Origin of the sequence: Wolbachia endosymbiont (group A) of Urophora cardui (assembly GCF_964028435.1) — a bacterium.
Classification (GTDB): Bacteria; Pseudomonadota; Alphaproteobacteria; order Rickettsiales; family Anaplasmataceae; genus Wolbachia.
The window spans coordinates 53578-70162 of record NZ_OZ034774.1; the positions used below are offsets into that span (position 1 = coordinate 53578).

Annotated in this window: 17 protein-coding genes and 1 pseudogene; 9 read left to right on the forward strand and 9 right to left on the reverse strand. The window is 36.0% G+C overall.

The window, feature by feature from the left end; genetic code table 11:
• Positions 1-30: 30 nt before the first annotated feature.
• Both ABWU38_RS00310 and fumC read left to right on the forward strand, forming a co-directional pair.
• On the forward strand, positions 31-372 hold the full coding sequence (locus tag ABWU38_RS00310) for a hypothetical protein (RefSeq protein WP_264687880.1): 342 nt from the start codon (positions 31-33) through the stop codon (positions 370-372).
• A 342-nt stretch (positions 373-714) separates the two neighbouring features.
• Positions 715-2109, forward strand: a complete 1395-nt coding sequence (gene fumC, locus ABWU38_RS00315; RefSeq protein ID WP_253309912.1) for a class II fumarate hydratase — start codon at positions 715-717, stop codon at positions 2107-2109.
• Between the two features lie 81 nt (positions 2110-2190).
• Here fumC and ABWU38_RS00320 read toward each other — a convergent pair.
• Together ABWU38_RS00320 and ABWU38_RS00325 are read right to left on the reverse strand one after the other, a co-directional pair.
• A pseudogene (locus ABWU38_RS00320) lies at positions 2191-2482 on the reverse strand (IS4 family transposase); the annotation flags it as partial.
• A 698-nt stretch (positions 2483-3180) separates the two neighbouring features.
• Entirely contained in the window at positions 3181-4317 is a 1137-nt protein-coding gene (locus ABWU38_RS00325) for a cysteine desulfurase family protein (RefSeq protein ID WP_353272280.1), read from the reverse strand.
• A 155-nt stretch (positions 4318-4472) separates the two neighbouring features.
• Between ABWU38_RS00325 and ABWU38_RS00330 the strand changes: the two genes are divergently transcribed.
• On the forward strand, positions 4473-5171 hold the full coding sequence (locus ABWU38_RS00330) for an alpha/beta hydrolase (RefSeq protein WP_353272281.1): 699 nt from the start codon (positions 4473-4475) through the stop codon (positions 5169-5171).
• Between the two features lie 246 nt (positions 5172-5417).
• On the opposite strand, the gene ABWU38_RS00340 is transcribed toward ABWU38_RS00330, so the two are convergent.
• The gene (locus ABWU38_RS00340) at positions 5418-6092 is read right to left on the reverse strand and encodes an ABC transporter ATP-binding protein (RefSeq protein WP_253309781.1); all 675 of its coding nucleotides are present in this window, start codon (positions 6090-6092) and stop codon (positions 5418-5420) included.
• A 39-nt stretch (positions 6093-6131) separates the two neighbouring features.
• The gene (locus tag ABWU38_RS00345; protein ID WP_353272282.1) at positions 6132-6593 is read right to left on the reverse strand and encodes a HesB/IscA family protein; all 462 of its coding nucleotides are present in this window, start codon (positions 6591-6593) and stop codon (positions 6132-6134) included.
• Positions 6594-6640: 47 nt separating this feature from the next.
• Between ABWU38_RS00345 and ABWU38_RS00350 the strand changes: the two genes are divergently transcribed.
• On the forward strand, positions 6641-7822 hold the full coding sequence (locus tag ABWU38_RS00350; RefSeq protein ID WP_264687883.1) for a deoxyguanosinetriphosphate triphosphohydrolase: 1182 nt from the start codon (positions 6641-6643) through the stop codon (positions 7820-7822).
• Positions 7822-9072, forward strand: a complete 1251-nt coding sequence (gene ribD / locus ABWU38_RS00355) for a bifunctional diaminohydroxyphosphoribosylaminopyrimidine deaminase/5-amino-6-(5-phosphoribosylamino)uracil reductase RibD (protein WP_353272283.1) — start codon at positions 7822-7824, stop codon at positions 9070-9072. The genes ABWU38_RS00350 and ribD overlap by 1 nt, the downstream gene beginning before the upstream one ends.
• A gap of 57 nt (positions 9073-9129) precedes the next feature.
• Here ribD and ABWU38_RS00360 read toward each other — a convergent pair whose 3' ends face one another.
• The gene (locus ABWU38_RS00360) at positions 9130-9849 is read right to left on the reverse strand and encodes a hypothetical protein (protein WP_353272284.1); all 720 of its coding nucleotides are present in this window, start codon (positions 9847-9849) and stop codon (positions 9130-9132) included.
• Between the two features lie 133 nt (positions 9850-9982).
• Between ABWU38_RS00360 and truB the strand changes: the two genes are divergently transcribed.
• Genes truB through pnp form a run of 3 tightly spaced genes read left to right on the forward strand, consistent with a single transcriptional unit; the run spans position 9983 to position 13491 of the window.
• Positions 9983-10918 carry a tRNA pseudouridine(55) synthase TruB gene (gene truB, locus ABWU38_RS00365; RefSeq protein WP_353272812.1) on the forward strand — a complete coding sequence of 312 codons (936 nt, stop codon included), beginning with the start codon at positions 9983-9985 and terminating at the stop codon, positions 10916-10918.
• 12 nt (positions 10919-10930) lie between these two features.
• Positions 10931-11203 (forward strand): 30S ribosomal protein S15, encoded by a 273-nt coding sequence (gene rpsO, locus ABWU38_RS00370; protein WP_353272285.1) that lies wholly within the window; start codon positions 10931-10933, stop codon positions 11201-11203.
• A gap of 14 nt (positions 11204-11217) precedes the next feature.
• Complete coding sequence (gene pnp, locus ABWU38_RS00375) at positions 11218-13491, forward strand: polyribonucleotide nucleotidyltransferase (protein WP_353272286.1); 2274 nt, start codon at positions 11218-11220, stop codon at positions 13489-13491.
• Positions 13492-13693: 202 nt separating this feature from the next.
• Here pnp and rpe read toward each other — a convergent pair whose 3' ends face one another.
• Positions 13694-14374: a ribulose-phosphate 3-epimerase gene (gene rpe / locus ABWU38_RS00380; RefSeq protein WP_353272287.1), complete on the reverse strand. Its 681-nt coding sequence runs from the start codon at positions 14372-14374 to the stop codon at positions 13694-13696.
• A gap of 117 nt (positions 14375-14491) precedes the next feature.
• Positions 14492-14920 (reverse strand): MJ0042-type zinc finger domain-containing protein, encoded by a 429-nt coding sequence (locus ABWU38_RS00385; RefSeq protein ID WP_341822958.1) that lies wholly within the window; start codon positions 14918-14920, stop codon positions 14492-14494.
• A 73-nt stretch (positions 14921-14993) separates the two neighbouring features.
• Between ABWU38_RS00385 and dapD the strand changes: the two genes are divergently transcribed.
• Positions 14994-15824 (forward strand): 2,3,4,5-tetrahydropyridine-2,6-dicarboxylate N-succinyltransferase, encoded by an 831-nt coding sequence (gene dapD / locus ABWU38_RS00390; RefSeq protein ID WP_253309923.1) that lies wholly within the window; start codon positions 14994-14996, stop codon positions 15822-15824.
• Positions 15825-15830: 6 nt separating this feature from the next.
• On the opposite strand, the gene ABWU38_RS00395 is transcribed toward dapD, so the two are convergent.
• Positions 15831-16115: a DUF2610 domain-containing protein gene (locus ABWU38_RS00395; protein ID WP_007549418.1), complete on the reverse strand. Its 285-nt coding sequence runs from the start codon at positions 16113-16115 to the stop codon at positions 15831-15833.
• Positions 16116-16487, reverse strand: a complete 372-nt coding sequence (locus ABWU38_RS00400; protein ID WP_353273101.1) for a hypothetical protein — start codon at positions 16485-16487, stop codon at positions 16116-16118.
• Positions 16488-16585 lie beyond the last annotated feature (98 nt).

Sequence of the window (16585 nt, forward strand, 5' to 3'; positions counted from 1 at the left end):
TTATAACACAATTGAGTTTAAATAGTTGGTATGAAAAGCTTTTTACGAAATTTCTTGCACTATCTTCTGTCATCCCAGTGCCCTGACTACTTGGATCCATATCTTTTTTTCTCTGGTCACGCGCTACCCAGGACGTGGTGTACAAGAATCCTACTAACTTTACTATTAATTCTATTTCCACTTTTAGCATCATCTATAAGCATTGAGGACATCGAAGAAAATTGCGATTACGAATATTACCCTAAATTAGATTCTTCTTCTGCTGATGAGTTACACGTTATAAAGCGAAATTATTATAGATACGGTGAGGAATTAAAAATACTAGCAGATGAGAGGATAAAGGAGATCACTTTAGGCACTAGTGATAAATAATTGTAACCAGACTGCATTCTGTGATTTTTAGCAAAACACGATCTTTCATTTGAGCTTTCTTCAATTTAAAGTAAATACAGAAAACTGCTGCCTATAGCTGAACTGACCTTACCCAGAAAAAGTGGAGAGAAAGTTTGGAATGTTTTTTACAAAGAGAATAAACTATTTGCCATATTTTGAAAAAACGTTTTATTTTACTCCAAAAACGTCTTAACTTTCTCTCTACTTTTTCTGGGTAAGGTCACACTTGACTACTTGGATCTAGTATGATTTAATTAACCAAGAAGTAGACATGAAAAAATTATGTAGTGAACCAGTTTGCATGACGCTAAGAAGGAAAATATGGATAGAAAAACGAGAATAGAATCAGACAGCTTAGGGGAAGTAAAAGTACCAAGTGAACATTACTGGGGAGCGCAGACTCAACGTTCTTTAGAAAATTTTAAGATTGGCACAGAAAAAATGCCAGAGCCTCTGATTAAAGCATTAGCAATAGTAAAACTTGCAGCAGCACGTGTTAACATGAAGCAGGGTAGCATAGATAATAAGGTAGGGGACGCAATCTGCGCAGCCGCAAGGGAAGTAATAGATGGCAAATTTAATAATGAATTTCCGCTTGTTGTTTGGCAAACCGGATCCGGAACGCAGACTAATATGAATATGAATGAAGTGATCAGCAATCGCGCAATAGAGATTTTAGGTGGTAATTTGGGTAGTAAATCTCCGATACATCCAAACGACCATGTGAATTATGGTCAGTCATCAAATGACACCTTTCCAACAGCAATGCATATAGCAGCAGCAGAGCAAATAAACTGCTTGCTTATTCCAAATCTTGAAAAATTGCATAAGGTGCTGGATAATAAGGTTCAGGAATTTAAAAATATAATAAAAGTAGGACGTACTCACTTACAAGATGCAACGCCCCTAACACTGGGACAGGAGTTTTCTGGCTATGCAGCCCAGATTAAAAAGGGGATAGAGAGAGTAAAATTAACTTTAAGTGGTATATACGAGCTTGCACAAGGTGGCACTGCGGTTGGCACAGGACTCAATACTAAAAAGGGTTTTGCTGAAGGTTTTTCAAGCAAAGTTGCAGAAATTACTAATCTTCCATTTACTTCAGCAGGCAATAAATTTGAAGCGCTAGCAGCAAACGATGCTTTAGTTGAGCTCAGTGGAACACTCAATACAGTAGCAGTCAGTTTAATGAAAATTGCAAATGATATAAGGTTGCTTGGTTCTGGTCCAAGATGTGGAATTGGGGAAATAATGTTACCGGAAAATGAGCCTGGTTCTTCAATTATGCCAGGTAAAGTGAATCCAACTCAGTGTGAAGCAGTAACTATGGTGTGCACTCAAGTTATGGGAAATCATGTTGCTGTGACCATTAGTGGTTCAAACGGTCATTTTGAATTGAATGTGTTTAAGCCAGTGATAATTTACAATGTTTTGCAGTCTATAAGACTTTTAGCTGATGCAAGTTTAAATTTTACAGAAAAATGTGTAGTTGGTATTAAGGCAAATGAAGAGAGGATAAAAGATTTACTGAATCAGTCGTTAATGTTGGTCACTATATTAAATACGCATATAGGGTATGACAATGCAGCAAAAATAGCGAAGCTTGCTTATAAAGAAAATATCACTCTAAAAGAAGCAGCAGCAAAACTTCAACTGCTCACTGAGGAGGAGTTTGAAAGGATAGTGAAACCAGAAGAAATGGTGAATTATTTGTAACCGTTGGGAGTGTTAAATAAACCATACGCGTCAAGTTAAGAGGTATCCGTTCAGCCAATGGCGTCAACTTAAGAGCCTCCATTAGCAAACTCTCCTAAAAACATGATGGCGTTTGGGCTTATCTACCTTATTGTGGCTGCCCTGGTCGAATTTTAACTTTAGCACGCATGCTTAAAAAGGGCTTGAAAGTTTTTTGGTGCAATAAGTACTTGATAGAGTTTCTGCTCATTACACCAAACAAAACTGAAAAATTTAAACGATACTCAGTAATTTGATCTGGGTTCCAAGGCCCTTGTGCATCACACATATGAAGCGATAATATATTACACATAACTAAGTTCGCCCAAAATTCTTGTAATACAGCCTCTAGGTGTATGGTCCCATAATTCCTCCTTTGATGGTATTGTTTTCTCATATTTTATCATACCATCACACTCTGGGACTGTACACCAGGAATTATCCTATTGAATTCTATGATATTATTTTTGTAACATTGTCTAAAGTGCCCAGTGTCAAGCACTGGAATGACACCATTTCCGTGAATATTGCTCTTAATTTGTAACTAACCTAAGCCATAAATATTAAGAAATTTACCAAACGAAAAAAAAGGCAAAAGAAGCCCCGTTGGTGACTAGTTATTTATATGTACTTCAAAATATTGGCGTTTTTTATTCTAAACGCTACGATTCAGCCGCTTTTAAATGCGATTAACCTAAATTATAAACGTTAAGAAATTTACTGAGCGGAAAAAAAAGGCAAAAAAACCCCAGGGTAGCTAGTATTCAAATTCTCCCTTGTCTATTTGACGTCTTTTACTGTCTTAAACGCTTTATAAGCGCGTTTCAGCTTATATAGGTAGAAACCTAGAAGTTTTATAAAGACATGAGGTGCACATAGTGCAAAAATTAAGCATGATTTACGCCAAATACATTAAGTTTTTTGTCATTAATCCACTGCAGAGATTGCGAAGATAAATAAATAGCTTCACTGTTATGATAAGGGGGCTGGCGAAGGGTGTCAAGTAAGTTTTTACATCTAATTTATAGCTCCCTGCATGATACCACGTATTATCTATACCAAGGTGTTCTTCTTGTAGATATTATACCAACAATCCACTATTTTTTTTATGTCTTGTGGTTTAGTTTCTGGACCTATACTGATTCTAATTGAACACTCTGCTTGCTCTTTTGTTGCCCCCATTGCAAGCAAAACATGGGAAGGCTCAACTTTTCCAGAAGAACATGCAGAACCATTACTAACTGCAATATGATTCAAGTCAAAATGCATGAGCTGCACATCACTCTTTACTCCTGGCATATAAATAAAACTTGTGTTTGGCAGCCTCTTAGAGTTTTTACCGAAGATTCTTATATCACTGGCAAGATTTAATAATTCACACTCTAATTGATCACGTAGCTCCTTTACTTCATCCATTTTTAATAGAAGGTCTGGAATATTTTGCAGTGCAGCAGAAAGGCCTGCAATCGCAACAATATTTTCCGTACCACCACGAAATCCCTTCTCTTGTCCACCACCTATTATAATAGGTTCTATCGCAAGTTCTTTATTGAATATTAAAACTCCACTGCCTGCTATACCGCCAAATTTATGGGCGGATAAAGTGAGTAAATCCACTCCTAAATCTTCCATATTAACTTTAATTTTTCCAACACTTTGAGCAGTGTCAGTGTGGCAAATTGCTCCAAATTTGTGTGCTATTTCAGCTATTTCCTTAACAGGCTGAATAACTCCGGTTTCGTTATTTGCCATCATAACTGAAACTATTGCTTTGTTTCCTTTAAGTTCGCTTAGAATTTTTTCTAGCTCTAAAAAGTCAACAATGCCCTCCTGATTAACGGGTATTATATATGGATTACATGCAGAATTAAGAATTGAAGGATGCTCTATAGCTGAAATTACATGCAGATAGCCTGCTATTCCTCTCATAACAAGGTTATTCGCTTCAGTCGCACCAGACGTAAAAACTATTTCTTTATCACTTGGAACACCAAGAGCATCACGTATGTTATCTCTTGCATCCTGAAGAATCTTCCTCGCTTCTTGTCCTCTTTTATGTAGTGATGATGGATTGAGCGTTTGTTTTAACAAGACCTCAAATATACTTTTTTTTACATTCTCACTAATTGGAGCAGTTGCATTGTAATCAGCATATACGTAACCACTATTTTCTAAAGAGAATGGACTCATCTGTCACTTAAATAAGTTTACCATCAACTATAGCCATAACTATGTACGTTAGCTTTAACACGATAAAAAATTTATTGCAAAAACAGCGAAATTAATACATAATTAATAATTCATGTCATCAATACCTGTCAAGCAGGTTTTTATTAGGAGTTACCGTGGTAGAAGTTTTTTTGAATAATGCAACAAGAAAGATAGAAGGTGAATACCACCAAAGCAAAGATGCCAACGCGCCGGTTGTGCTGGTTTTACATCATCACCCTCAATATGGTGGTAATATGGGTAGTAAAATTGTACATGTTATATATACGTCTTTTATCGATAACAATTTTTCTGCATTGAAAATTAACTTTCGTGGTGTGGGAAAATCTACCGGAACTTTTGATAAGGGTATAGGAGAATTAACTGACGCTGCGGTAGCTATTGATTGGCTTCAGGAACATAATCCTAGCAACGTTCCAATTTGGATCGCTGGTTTTTCTTTTGGAGCATGGGTGGCTATGCAGCTAACAATGCGTCGCCCTGAGATAGTGGGTTTTATTGCTCTTTCTCTTCCGGTAACTAAGTACGATTTTTCTTTTCTTTCTCCCTGTCCAGTTTCTGGGCTTATAATACAAAGCAGTAACGATACAATCTCAGAAGAAAGCGATGTAACAGAATTAGCAAAAAGGTTAATAAATTCAGTAAAAAGTGATCACATGAAATACCATATAATAGACGATACTAATCACTTTCTAAGGGATAAAGAAGAGGAAGTGACTCAAATCGTAGATGGTTATATAAAACTGCGCTTAAACAGTGCAGCTATTTCTTCTCAAAAGGTCAAAAAAGAGGTAAGGGTAAAAGAATATGCCTAACCTTTACAAACAAGAGAAATGAGTGTAGTAATATAAATGAAAAGGTTTTGTTATGTTTAAAAAGCTATTATTTTTTGTTTTAGCTGTGTTTATGTTATCGGGGTGTTCCCTAAGTAAACAGCGTAAGTTAAAAAGTCCGTGTATAAAAAGCAATGAAAGCGTTTCATGCGAGTTGTACTCTGTTAATGATCATTGGTTAGATAAGTATAAGGCATAGGTAGTTTTAAATTGTGCTATTTTTCCTATTCACAACTTCACTAATGATCGATCTCTCAATTGGAAAATGCAGTCTGCCTTTTCTGCAAGGAGATGATTGTGCGTTACTATAAGCATAGAGCTGTTATTTTCCTTTACGTATGAATGTAGCAGTAAAAACACGTTAAAAGAATTTGTTGGATCTAAATTTCCTGTTGGCTCATCTGCAAGTAAAAGCTTTGGAGAATTTACAATGCTTCTTGCAATTGCAACTCTCTGCCTTTCCCCACCCGAAACTTCAGATACCATGCTACTTGCTTTGTTTTCCAAACCAAATTTTTCCAACATTGCTTGCGAATTTTTTTTTGCTTCAGCTTTGCTTTTTCCTGCAATAAGTTGAGGAAGCATAATATTTTCCAACACCGATAACTCTTGTAACAAATAGTGAAATTGATAAACAAAACTAAGAAAATTTCTTCTTACATGGGTTTTATGCTTATTATTGGCTTGTGTGCAATTTATTCCATCTATCGTAACTATACCTGAAGTTGGCTTGTCCAACAAGCCTGCGATTTGCAATATAGTTGTTTTTCCTGCACCTGAATTGCCAATCAGCGCTACTACTTGCCCTCTTGTGACACTTAGGTTGATGTCTTTTACAACAGCAGAATTGTCCTTGAAGCTTTTATCTACAGAAGTTAGTTCTAGAGCTACATTATCACCCATGTTTAAAAGACCCAGAAGGCATCTAAATTTTGGTAATAATTAAACCGAAAAACTGTTACCACAACCACATTGAGACTTAGCAAGGGTATTCTTTATTTGAAAACCAGAACCATTGAGATCCTCAGTATAATCTATAACTGAGTTATTTAAAAATTTTGCTGAACAATTATCAACCATTAATACAGGGTTTCCATTTTCATCATTAATTACTATATCTTTACCTTTTTCGCTAAAATTGGAGTGGCTTCTATAGTCCTCGCTTTCTTCATAGTCATCATCTTCGTCTTCGTCATCAAACTCATCATCGTAATCATCATCTTCATCATCCAAAGATAGATTTTTATTCATTTGATCCATAAGAAAATTGTATTTGAAGCCAGAACATCCACCGCCTGAAACTGCAACCCGCAAAACGGAACTCTTATCCCCTTCCTGCTCTGCAAGAAAGTGGATTTTTTTTAGTGCATTATCAGTTAAGTTGATGTTGTAATTTGTTGACATAGTAACCACCGTTTATTATTGATAATTTATTATAGTAGAAATTTTACATGTCAAACAATAATTTTCTATTAAGTTATGCATGCTTTCCAAGCAAAACAAAAGGGAGATACTTCAAAGAGCCAGAAGATGAGAATCGCAGCTGCTTTCAGCGTGATAGGGATCGCATTGTTCACTCTAATGCGTTTAGGAAATTGGGGTACAAAACACAAGTTTTTATCAATTACGAGCACGATTACTATCGCACTCGGCTGACTCATAGCCTTGAAGTTGCACAAATTGCAAGATCCATCGCACGCAGGCTCAGCTTAGATGAGGACATCACTGAATGCATAGCGCTTGCACATGACCTTGGTCATCCCCCATTTGGTCACACAGGTGAGGATGCTCTAGTTCAAGTTGATAGTGAGAAGTATGAATTTGATCATAATGTTCAAGCTATAAGAATTTTAACTTATCTTGAACAAAAACATGCTGATTTTGATGGTATGAATCTAAGTTGGGAGGTGATTGAAGGGGTTGCAAAACATAATGGTCCCTTGCTTGGTCAAAACGCGGAGTCTTCTACAAATAATCAGCTGTTATTAGAATATAATGAAAAATATGATCTAAAACTTGAGGAATTTTCAAGCATTGAAGCGCAAGTTGCTTCAATTGCCGATGATATTGCTTACAGTGTTCACGATCTTGATGATGCACTCAGAGCAAATTTAGTAACCATCGAAGATTTGCTGAATGTTCCTTTAATTGAAAAAATGTTTAAAGACATAAGGAGCAGATATTCAGAATTACCTCAGAGCAAACTCATACATGAATCACTGAGTGGAACTATAGGAACTATGATAAGTGATGTTGTTTCTCAGACTGAAAGAAATATTGAAGATCATAAAATAAAAAGTGTAGAAGACGTAAGAAGTCTAAATAAAATGCTAGTCACATTTTCACCAGAAGTTGCGAATGCTACAAAAGAAATGAAAAGATTCAACATGGAGAAAATATACAGAAGCTATAAACTGAGTAGAACGATGAACAAAGCGAAACGCATAATACAGGAACTTTTTCAATGTTTTTATGAAAATCCAAGATTACTTCCCACAGAGTGGAGCAAACTTGCTTGTGAATCCCAGCGTTCAATAGTAATATGCGACTATATCTCGGGAATGACAGATAGATTTGCTATACATGAGCACAGGAGAATATTCGACACTTCATATGAAATGACTTCTTTCTAATGACTGATGATCATTTCATGTCAATTGCATTAAGGCTTGCAGAAAAAAATCTTGGGAATGTTGCGTCAAATCCTACTGTCGGGTGTGTTATTGTAAAAGATGGTATAATCATTGGTGAGGGATATACAGGAGTAGGTGGGCGCCCACATGCAGAAGTGGTTGCTTTGCAAAGTGCAGAAGGTTTAACCCATGGTGCAACTATGTATATCACGCTCGAGCCATGTTGCCACTTTGGAGTTACAGGACCATGTACTGCGGAAATCATAAGAGCTGGAATAAAAAGGGTAGTAATTGCAACTATTGACCCAGATAGCAGAGTTTCAGGTGGAGGCATTAAAGCTCTGAAAGAAGCAGGAATTGAAGTTGAGCAAGGTATTATGCAAAAAGAGGCAGAAGAACTGAATGTCGGTTTTTTCACCACTAAAGAATTTCATAGACCATTTATAGCTTGCAAAATTGCAACAACTCTTGACGGAAAAATCGCAACATTTACAGGCGATAGCAAATGGATAACAAGTGAAGATACGAGAAATTGGGTGCATGAGCTCAGAGCAAAATATGATGCAATTATGATTGGCAGCAATACTCTTATTAACGATAATCCACTCTTAACTTGCAGATTACCAGAACTCGGAAGTAGATCGCCAATAAGGCTAATTATTGATAGCCAGGAAAAATTGCAGGAAGAGCATAATATTGCAAAGACTGCAGATAAAATAATAACTTGGGTGATTACAAACAGAGAAATAGAGAGAAAAATAAAAAACATTAATTATTTGATAGTCAATTCAAATCACAAACCTCCTGTTATTCCAGATGTCACCCCAACACACTCTCCTGTCATTCTAACGCCTTCTCCTGTCATCCCAGTGCCCAGACACTGGGATCCAGAAAACTTCAAGCAATTGCATAATGAAAACTGGATTCCAGCGTCACGCGCTGGAATGACATCGGAGCCTGACATTATCGATAAAGTCTGCCTAAAAGACATGGCATCAAAACTTGTTTCAGAAATTGGTATAACAAGGCTATTAGTTGAAGGTGGAGGAGTGTTAATCACAGAGCTACTGAAGCATAGTTTAATCGACAGGCTGATAATCTGCCGCAGTGGTAAAATTTTAGGTAATGATGCCATCCCCTTTATAGGGAATTTAGGAATTCAATCCACCAACAACTGTTACCAATTTAAAAAAGTAGAGATAATAGAGTTTAGTAAGGATGTAGTTGAGATGTGGGATAGATTACCGTAACTCTTCTCAAATGAAAAAAAAGAGGCAGAACCACCTCTACCTCTTCTTTCATTAACTTTAAACTTTTTTAGCGTTTGATATAGCATTTTCTAATGCAACATCTGCTAAGTTAGTTGCTACTTTACCTTTTAAAGCTTCCAAAGCTTCATTACTCACCGCAACTTTTGATGGCTTAGAATCAGTAGTCATACCTAACGCTGCTTTCATGTCAGCAACAGTTGTTTTTTCAGCAACTTTAGTTATTTGCACCTTATATTCAGTAGCATTATTTTCAGGAGCTACGTGTGCAAGCTTAACAACTTTCCCATCTGCTAATAATATGTGAACTGGTTCATTATTTTTTGCTAGTTCTTTGTAATCAGCAATTGGAAGTGTCAGGAATAATTGCTGAACATCGTTACCGCCGTCTTTTTTAACTGTTTCTTCAACAATCGTACCACTCTTTACCACATCTTTGACAAGAGTAGCAAAGTTTGCATCTTTACCATCCTTACCATTTGTACCGTTCACTCCTATTTCTTCATTCTTCTGCATTTGCTGATATGAAGCATAAGCTGCTGCGGCAAAATATACAGCGGCAATAAATAGAACTGCAATTCCAGCAGGGCTAGCAACAAGTGCTAAAGATGCAGGTCCAGCAATTACTTTAGTAGCAATTAATATTGCCGTTATTGTTCCCGCTAAAGATGCAAGTGCAACTAAACCTTCAATACTCATTTTTGTTATATGTGCAGTGTTTTCCCACTTCAATATGCTTTTATTTGTATTTATAGTCATAATAGTCCCCTTAAAAGGATTAAGTATGTGTTAATAGATGCATGTTAGTCAAGCTATTTTTTACATTATTATTTAAAGTATATATTTCAAGCTGCTTCCTAAACTGTCATCAGCTGTATATAATTCACATATGATACACGGCTGGCTGAATCTCGATAAACCAATAGGAATTAGTTCTGCACAAGCTGTAACCCAAGTTAAAAAGATCTTTGGAATTAAGAAAGCTGGTCATCTGGGAACACTTGATCCTTTAGCTTCAGGTGTGTTGCCAATTGCTCTTGGCGAGGCAACAAAAACTGTACCGTATTTATCTTGTGACTTAAAGGCATACGATTTTACAATAAAATGGGGCGAACAAAGAACAACGGATGATTTGGGTGGTGATATCATTAGAACTAGCGATATAAAACCCGAATATAATCAAATAAATTGTGCAATTAAAAATTTTATTGGTGAGATCAAGCAGACTCCTCCTCAATTTTCAGCAATAAAAATTAAAGGAGCAAGGGCGTATAAATTGGCAAGAAGTGGGCAAAAGGTAAATATAAAACCCCGACAAGTCAAAATACATGAGCTGAAATTGATATCTGTGGACACCATAAATAATAGTGCAAATTTTTCTATGATGTGCGGTAGTGGTGTATATGTGAGATCAATTGCTCGGGATCTTGGCATTGCATTAAATTGTTTTGGACACATTACGAAATTAAGAAGAACTATGGTAGGTGACTTTAGAGAAAACGAATCAGTGACAATTGAACAGCTCGCTGAAAGAAACACAATAACTTACTCTCCGATAACAAAAGGTGATACTGGAGTAATAAAAGGTACAGGGAGTAATGCAAAAAGTTTCATCATTCCCATTGAATCGGCTTTAAAATCGATGTTCAAAATTGAAATTTCCCCAGAAGATGCGGGGAAAATCAGAAAAGGTCAGGAAGTTGTATTAAATAACTTGCGTAATTTAAAGAATTATGATATTTGTTGTACGATAGTGGGTAGTGTACCTATTGCAATCTGCAGTTTTATTTATGGTTGTGTGAAACCTATTCGTGTTTTTAATATTTAAAATGAGGTTTAGATGTCGATAACATCCGAAAAGAAAAAGAGTTTGATAAATATATATGCGATTAAAGAGGATGATACAGGTTCATCTTTTGTACAATGTGCAATTTTGACCGAGAGGATCAGTAACTTAACTGAGCATTTTAAAGTGCACAAGCATGACCATCACTCTAAGCGTGGTTTACTTATATTGATAGGTAGAAGACGCAAGCACTTAAATTATATAAAGCGTAAATTTGGTAATGAAGCCTACCAGGAATTAATAGAGGAGTTAGGCATTAGAAAATAATCGAGGAATTTAGTATGTTTAAAATTATAAAAAAATCTATAGAGTGGGGTGGTCGTACCTTATCTTTAGAAACAGGAAAAATAGCACGCCAAGCTCATGGTTCAGTAGTTGTAAATTACGGTGATACTTCTGTTTTAGTAACTGTTGTACGTAAAAAGAAGGAAGAAAGCGTTGATTTCCTACCTTTAAATGTGCAGTTTATCGCAAAAAGCTATGCCATGGGTAAGATCCCTGGTGGTTTTTTTAAAAGGGAAGGCAAGCCATCTGATAGAGAAACTTTAATCTCAAGAGTAATAGATAGGAGTGTAAGGCCACTCTTTCCAGAAGGATTTCATGATGAAATTAGTGTGATGTGTAATCTATTAACTTATGATACAGTCAATCCTCCTGAAGTGCCAGCATTGATTGGTGCTGTTGCAGCTCTTGCGATTTCTGGTGTTCCTTTTCACTTTACTATAGCTGGAGTGATAGTTGGTTGTGATGAAAATAATAACTATATACTCAACCCTTCTGTTCAAGAGATGAAAGCAAGCAGCTTGGATCTGTTTTTGTCTGGTGATGAAAATTCGATTTTAATGGTTGAGTCAGAAGTGAAAGAGCTCTCTGAAGAAAATGTTTTTAATGCAATAAAATTTGGCCATGAACACCTTAAACCTGTCATTAAGCTCATAAAAGAGTTTGCTGATACAGTTGGCAATAAGCCTGAAAGCTTTGCTCCTGTTGATACATCAGATATAACACAAGAGCTCGAAAAATACGGTAAAGATTTTGAAAAAGCATATTCGCAAACAGTAAAACAAGAGCGAGTTCAAGCTCTAGAAGCGGTCAGAGAGAATATATTGAATACTCTTAAAGAGACTGGAAAAGATGAAAAGTTAATTACGTATGCAGTAAAAAACTTTGAAAGATCTTTAGTACGTGAAATAATTAGGAAGAAAGGTGTAAGGATAGACGGTCGTAAGCATGATGAGATACGTCAGATAGAAGTTGAAGTTGATATTCTGTCCAGAACTCACGGTTCTGCGCTGTTTACAAGAGGCAACACTCAGGCATTGGTTGTTACTGCTCTTGGTACTACTCAAGATGAGCAAATTGTGGATGATATTGAAGGGGATAGACGTGAGCATTTCATGTTGCATTATAACTTTCCCTCATTTGCTGTTGGAGAAACTTCTGCTGTACGTGCACCAGGAAGAAGAGAAATCGGTCATGGCAAACTTGCTTGGAAAGCAATTCATCCTGTTTTACCCGATAAATCTGAATTTCCTTATACAATAAGAGTAGTGTCCGAAATTTTGGAGTCTGATGGTTCTTCTTCTATGGCAACAGTTTGTGGGACTTCTCTTGCTTTAATGGATACGGGTGTGCCAATAAAGGCCCCTGTTGCTGGAGTTGCTATGGGCCTTATTAAAGATAAAGACGAGTATGTGATACTTTCCGATATATTGGGTGATGAAGATTATCTTGGTGATATGGACTTTAAAGTAGCAGGAACTAGTGAAGGGGTTACGGCACTACAAATGGATATGAAAATTTCTGGTATAAGCTTTGAAATTGTTGAAAAATCTTTAGAACAGGCAAAAGCTGGAAGATTACATATTTTAGAAAAAATGAATGCAGTGATTTCAGAACACAGTGATGACGTCAAAGACCATGCACCAAGGATGTTATCATTTTACATAGATAAAGACAAAATTTCTGCAGCTATTGGTGCTAAAGGAAAAAATATACGCAGTGTGTGTGAAAGAAGTAATGCAAAAATTGAAATAGGAGATGATGGTAAAGTTTCTGTTTTTGCCACGAGTGGCACTGAAGCTGAAATTGCAAAGAGTATGATGATTGATTCAATAACAGAACTAGAACAAGGTTCTATAGTTGATGTCAAAGTTGTAAAAATAGAGAAGTCTATTGTAGAGCTTGAATTTCTTAATGGCAGAAAAGGAAAAATGCACATAAGTGAAGTAGCTAATGAACACATAGATTCTATAGAGAGCATACTTAAACAAGATGATACTTTCAAAGCACTAGTAATTGACTTCGAAAAAGGTGGGTGTCCAAAGTTGTCAAGACGTCGAGTTGATCAAGAGACGGGAGAGTTTTTTGAAGGTGAGCTTTACAACGAGGAAAGGAAAGATGGTCCAAATGACAGGGATAATTATTACAATAATTCATTTAATAGAAAACCTGGAGGAAGTTACCATAAGAAGCCTTCTCGTCCTCGTTCTGGTTTCAGCAACAGAAATAAGCCGAAATTTGGTAATAATGATTCATCATCAGGCTTTTATTAAAAGTAAACTTCTTGCGTTACCTCTTGTCATCCAAGTAGCTTGACTACTTGGACCAGAGACTTTTTCAAATTGGTAGATAATAGAAATAATTTGTGTTAACTAGCTAAAGATCTTAGGTTTGCCAACATTCCGCTACGTGTTAGCGGCTGAGATACCGCGAATGAATCGCGGTATGACGTAGGGCTGCACTAGCTATATAGGATTACCACGATGGATTTTTAAGATCATTTACGGCCTTCTTAATATCTTCAGCCTTGAATATCGCCGATCCCGCAACTAAAATATCAGCACCTGCTTTTATTATATCAGTTGCGTTAGAAAAGTTAATTCCACCATCTACTGAAATTTGTGTTTTAAGATTACGCTCCTGTATCATTTTTTTTATAGTAGATATCTTGTTCAACTGTGAATGAATAAATTCCTGCCCTCCAAAGCCAGGGTTGACTGTCATAATCAGCACAATATCTAGCTTATGTATTATGTATTCAAGCACACTTGGGGAAGTTGAAGGAACAATTGAGACTCCAGCTTGAATCGTTTTTTTTGCGTCGTTTACATTTTTGTATGACTTTATCTTTCTTATCAACCTCTCAAGGTGTATCTCTGCTTCTGCATGTACAGTGATAATATCAGCACCAGCATTTATAAAGCTTTCAATGTGGTTACCAGGAGATTTGACCATTAAATGCACATCAAAAGGAAGATTGCTATATTTACGTATTGCAGAGACAACGCTAGGACCAATTGTAATATTTGGAACGAAATTCCCATCCATAACGTCTATGTGTATGTAATCTACACCTAAATCGCTAATTTTTCTTACTTCTTCTCCTAATTTTGCAAAGTCTGCTGAAAGTATAGAAGGTGCAATTTTAATACTCATGAGCTGTTTTTTACTAAAAAATAACTTATTTTTAAGACTCTGTCACCCTAATACTATTTGCATCATCTGAGTAGCTATAGGAACTGGATACCGATATCGGCGATGATTTATGCCTATTTAACTAGATCTTAAATTAGATAAAAAAAGGTAGTCTTGATAAAACTTATTTACAACAAGTTTTTTTACATTTGGATTTTCTGTTTGTTCTTTTTTGTACCCTAATTTATAGCTTATTGAATCCTTATATGAACTGATCGTTTTGTATGCTTTGTTCATCTCTCTAGGAAAGATGCCATTAGCAATTACGACGCATAACCCTGTAGCTGTTGCAAAAGCTAGAGTGGTAAATGCTAGATTTTGTAAAAAATTCCTTCCACTAATTTTTTTTTCCTGTATATTAGCAGAGTGCGATTTGTTTGACGCTTCTTCTAGATGTTCATGCCATATATGATTGCAGTTCATACACTTTACCTTTCTTCCAAATGCACCAATTTGCTCAGAAGATACTAAGTAAGTTTTAGTACAACTATTACATTGTATTTTCATAGCACTTACATATAAAGTGGTAACAAGCTCAAATGATACAGAGCTATAAATTTAATATTAATATATATAACAAATGGAAGGTTTGCAACTAAAAAAAACACAAAGTGAGATAGAAAATATTTGGAAAAATAGAGAAAAATTTAATGACTGTAACCTAAAGGAAACAGCAAGAATAGCAATTAAAGAGGTAATTGAGCTCCTTGATAGTGGCAAAATTAGAGTAGCAGAAAAGCTATCAAGTGGAGAATGGGTAGTACATAAGTGGATAAAGCAGGCAATATTATTACATTTTCTCACTGAAGAAAACAAAATAATAGACAATACCAATTGCTGGTTTGACAAGATCGGTAACAAATTTAGTGAATGGAATGAGGAGAAATTTCGCCAGTTAAAAATTAGAGCAGTTCCTGGGTGTTTTGTCCGCCGATCTGCTTATATAGGTACAAATGTTGTTCTAATGCCAAGTTTTATCAACGTTGGTGCATATGTTGATTCAGGAACAATGATAGATACCTGGTCAACGATTGGTAGCTGTGCGCAAATAGGAAAAAACTGCCATATTTCCGGTGGAGTGGGAATAGGTGGAGTCCTTGAGCCTATTCAAGCTTCACCTGTCATTATAGAAGATAATTGCTTTATTGGAGCACGTAGCGAGGTAGCCGAGGGTGTGGTAGTGAGAGAAGGATCAGTCCTTGGCATGGGTGTGTTTATTGGAGCATCAACAAAGATTATTGATAGAGAAACTAGCGAGGTATTTTATGGCGAAGTGCCACCTTATTCTGTAGTGGTACCAGGGTCTATTCCATCTAAAAATAACATTTCAACCTATTGTGCAGTTATAGTAAAAAAAGTGGATGAAAAGACGAGATCGAAAACCTCTATAAATGAAATATTGAGGGATTAAACTATTTCACTGCTTGTCGTCACTTTTTTTATCATTATTACTAACCACAGTAATGGCATACGCACATAACTCTGAGAAAGAGACTCCATTTTCTTGAGATAGTTTATATAATTTTTGTAGACTTTCTTTTACTTTATTAGGGATATTCCCTCCACGTTCTTTTACAAGCCAGGAATCTTGATGATGAATTGGATGAGCATCACTTTTTGGATTTCCTATATATATTGCAAAAGGTGAACTTTGTCCTTTGAAGTCACATTGTACAGTAAATTTTTTTATAGATTCAGCCATCTAAAGACCTCTACTTTTCTTTTTGGTCGATTTTATAGCAGGTGGAAGAGGTGGTTTCTTTATAAAATCTTGTCTATTGACAACACTTTCTTTACCTTCCAAAGCTCGGCGAACATCAGCTCTGCTTAATTGCGACTCTTTTGCTACCTTCATTCCATGCTTTGCCATAATATTAGCATATGCTAGTACTTTTTTTACCAATTCTAGATCACCATCTAGCATTTGAACTAGCACTTGAAACACTTCCGCTAAAGTTAGTCCATCAGCATTTATAACCTTGTTTTCTATAAAATTGACAGCTTCTTCAAATTTGTATTCAATACTATCATCTTGAGGTATAAGGGCAACATAATCGGTGTTTTTGTCGTCCATAACTGAAGCACTATTACTCACAAACTTAAGTTTATACTATATATATAAATACTCTACTATTTTATATTATGGCACGCTATAGTTAAACATTTATTAAT

Bases quoted from the DNA above. Each gene is read 5' to 3' on its own strand.
- ABWU38_RS00340 (WP_253309781.1), bottom strand. From the start codon at position 6,092: ATGGGTGATAATGTAGCTCTAGAACTAACTTCTGTAGATAAAAGCTTC.
- ABWU38_RS00350 (WP_264687883.1), top strand. From the start codon at position 6,641: ATGTCAAACAATAATTTTCTATTAAGTTATGCATGCTTTCCAAGCAAA.
- rpe (WP_353272287.1), bottom strand. From the start codon at position 14,374: ATGAGTATTAAAATTGCACCTTCTATACTTTCAGCAGACTTTGCAAAA.
- ABWU38_RS00345 (WP_353272282.1), bottom strand. From the start codon at position 6,593: ATGTCAACAAATTACAACATCAACTTAACTGATAATGCACTAAAAAAA.
- ABWU38_RS00385 (WP_341822958.1), bottom strand. From the start codon at position 14,920: ATGAAAATACAATGTAATAGTTGTACTAAAACTTACTTAGTATCTTCT.
- fumC (WP_253309912.1), top strand. From the start codon at position 715: ATGGATAGAAAAACGAGAATAGAATCAGACAGCTTAGGGGAAGTAAAA.
- ABWU38_RS00310 (WP_264687880.1), top strand. From the start codon at position 31: ATGAAAAGCTTTTTACGAAATTTCTTGCACTATCTTCTGTCATCCCAG.
- ABWU38_RS00325 (WP_353272280.1), bottom strand. From the start codon at position 4,317: ATGAGTCCATTCTCTTTAGAAAATAGTGGTTACGTATATGCTGATTAC.
- dapD (WP_253309923.1), top strand. From the start codon at position 14,994: ATGGAAGGTTTGCAACTAAAAAAAACACAAAGTGAGATAGAAAATATT.
- pnp (WP_353272286.1), top strand. From the start codon at position 11,218: ATGTTTAAAATTATAAAAAAATCTATAGAGTGGGGTGGTCGTACCTTA.
- rpsO (WP_353272285.1), top strand. From the start codon at position 10,931: ATGTCGATAACATCCGAAAAGAAAAAGAGTTTGATAAATATATATGCG.
- ABWU38_RS00395 (WP_007549418.1), bottom strand. From the start codon at position 16,115: ATGGCTGAATCTATAAAAAAATTTACTGTACAATGTGACTTCAAAGGA.
- ABWU38_RS00400 (WP_353273101.1), bottom strand. From the start codon at position 16,487: ATGGACGACAAAAACACCGATTATGTTGCCCTTATACCTCAAGATGAT.
- ABWU38_RS00360 (WP_353272284.1), bottom strand. From the start codon at position 9,849: ATGACTATAAATACAAATAAAAGCATATTGAAGTGGGAAAACACTGCA.
- ribD (WP_353272283.1), top strand. From the start codon at position 7,822: ATGACTGATGATCATTTCATGTCAATTGCATTAAGGCTTGCAGAAAAA.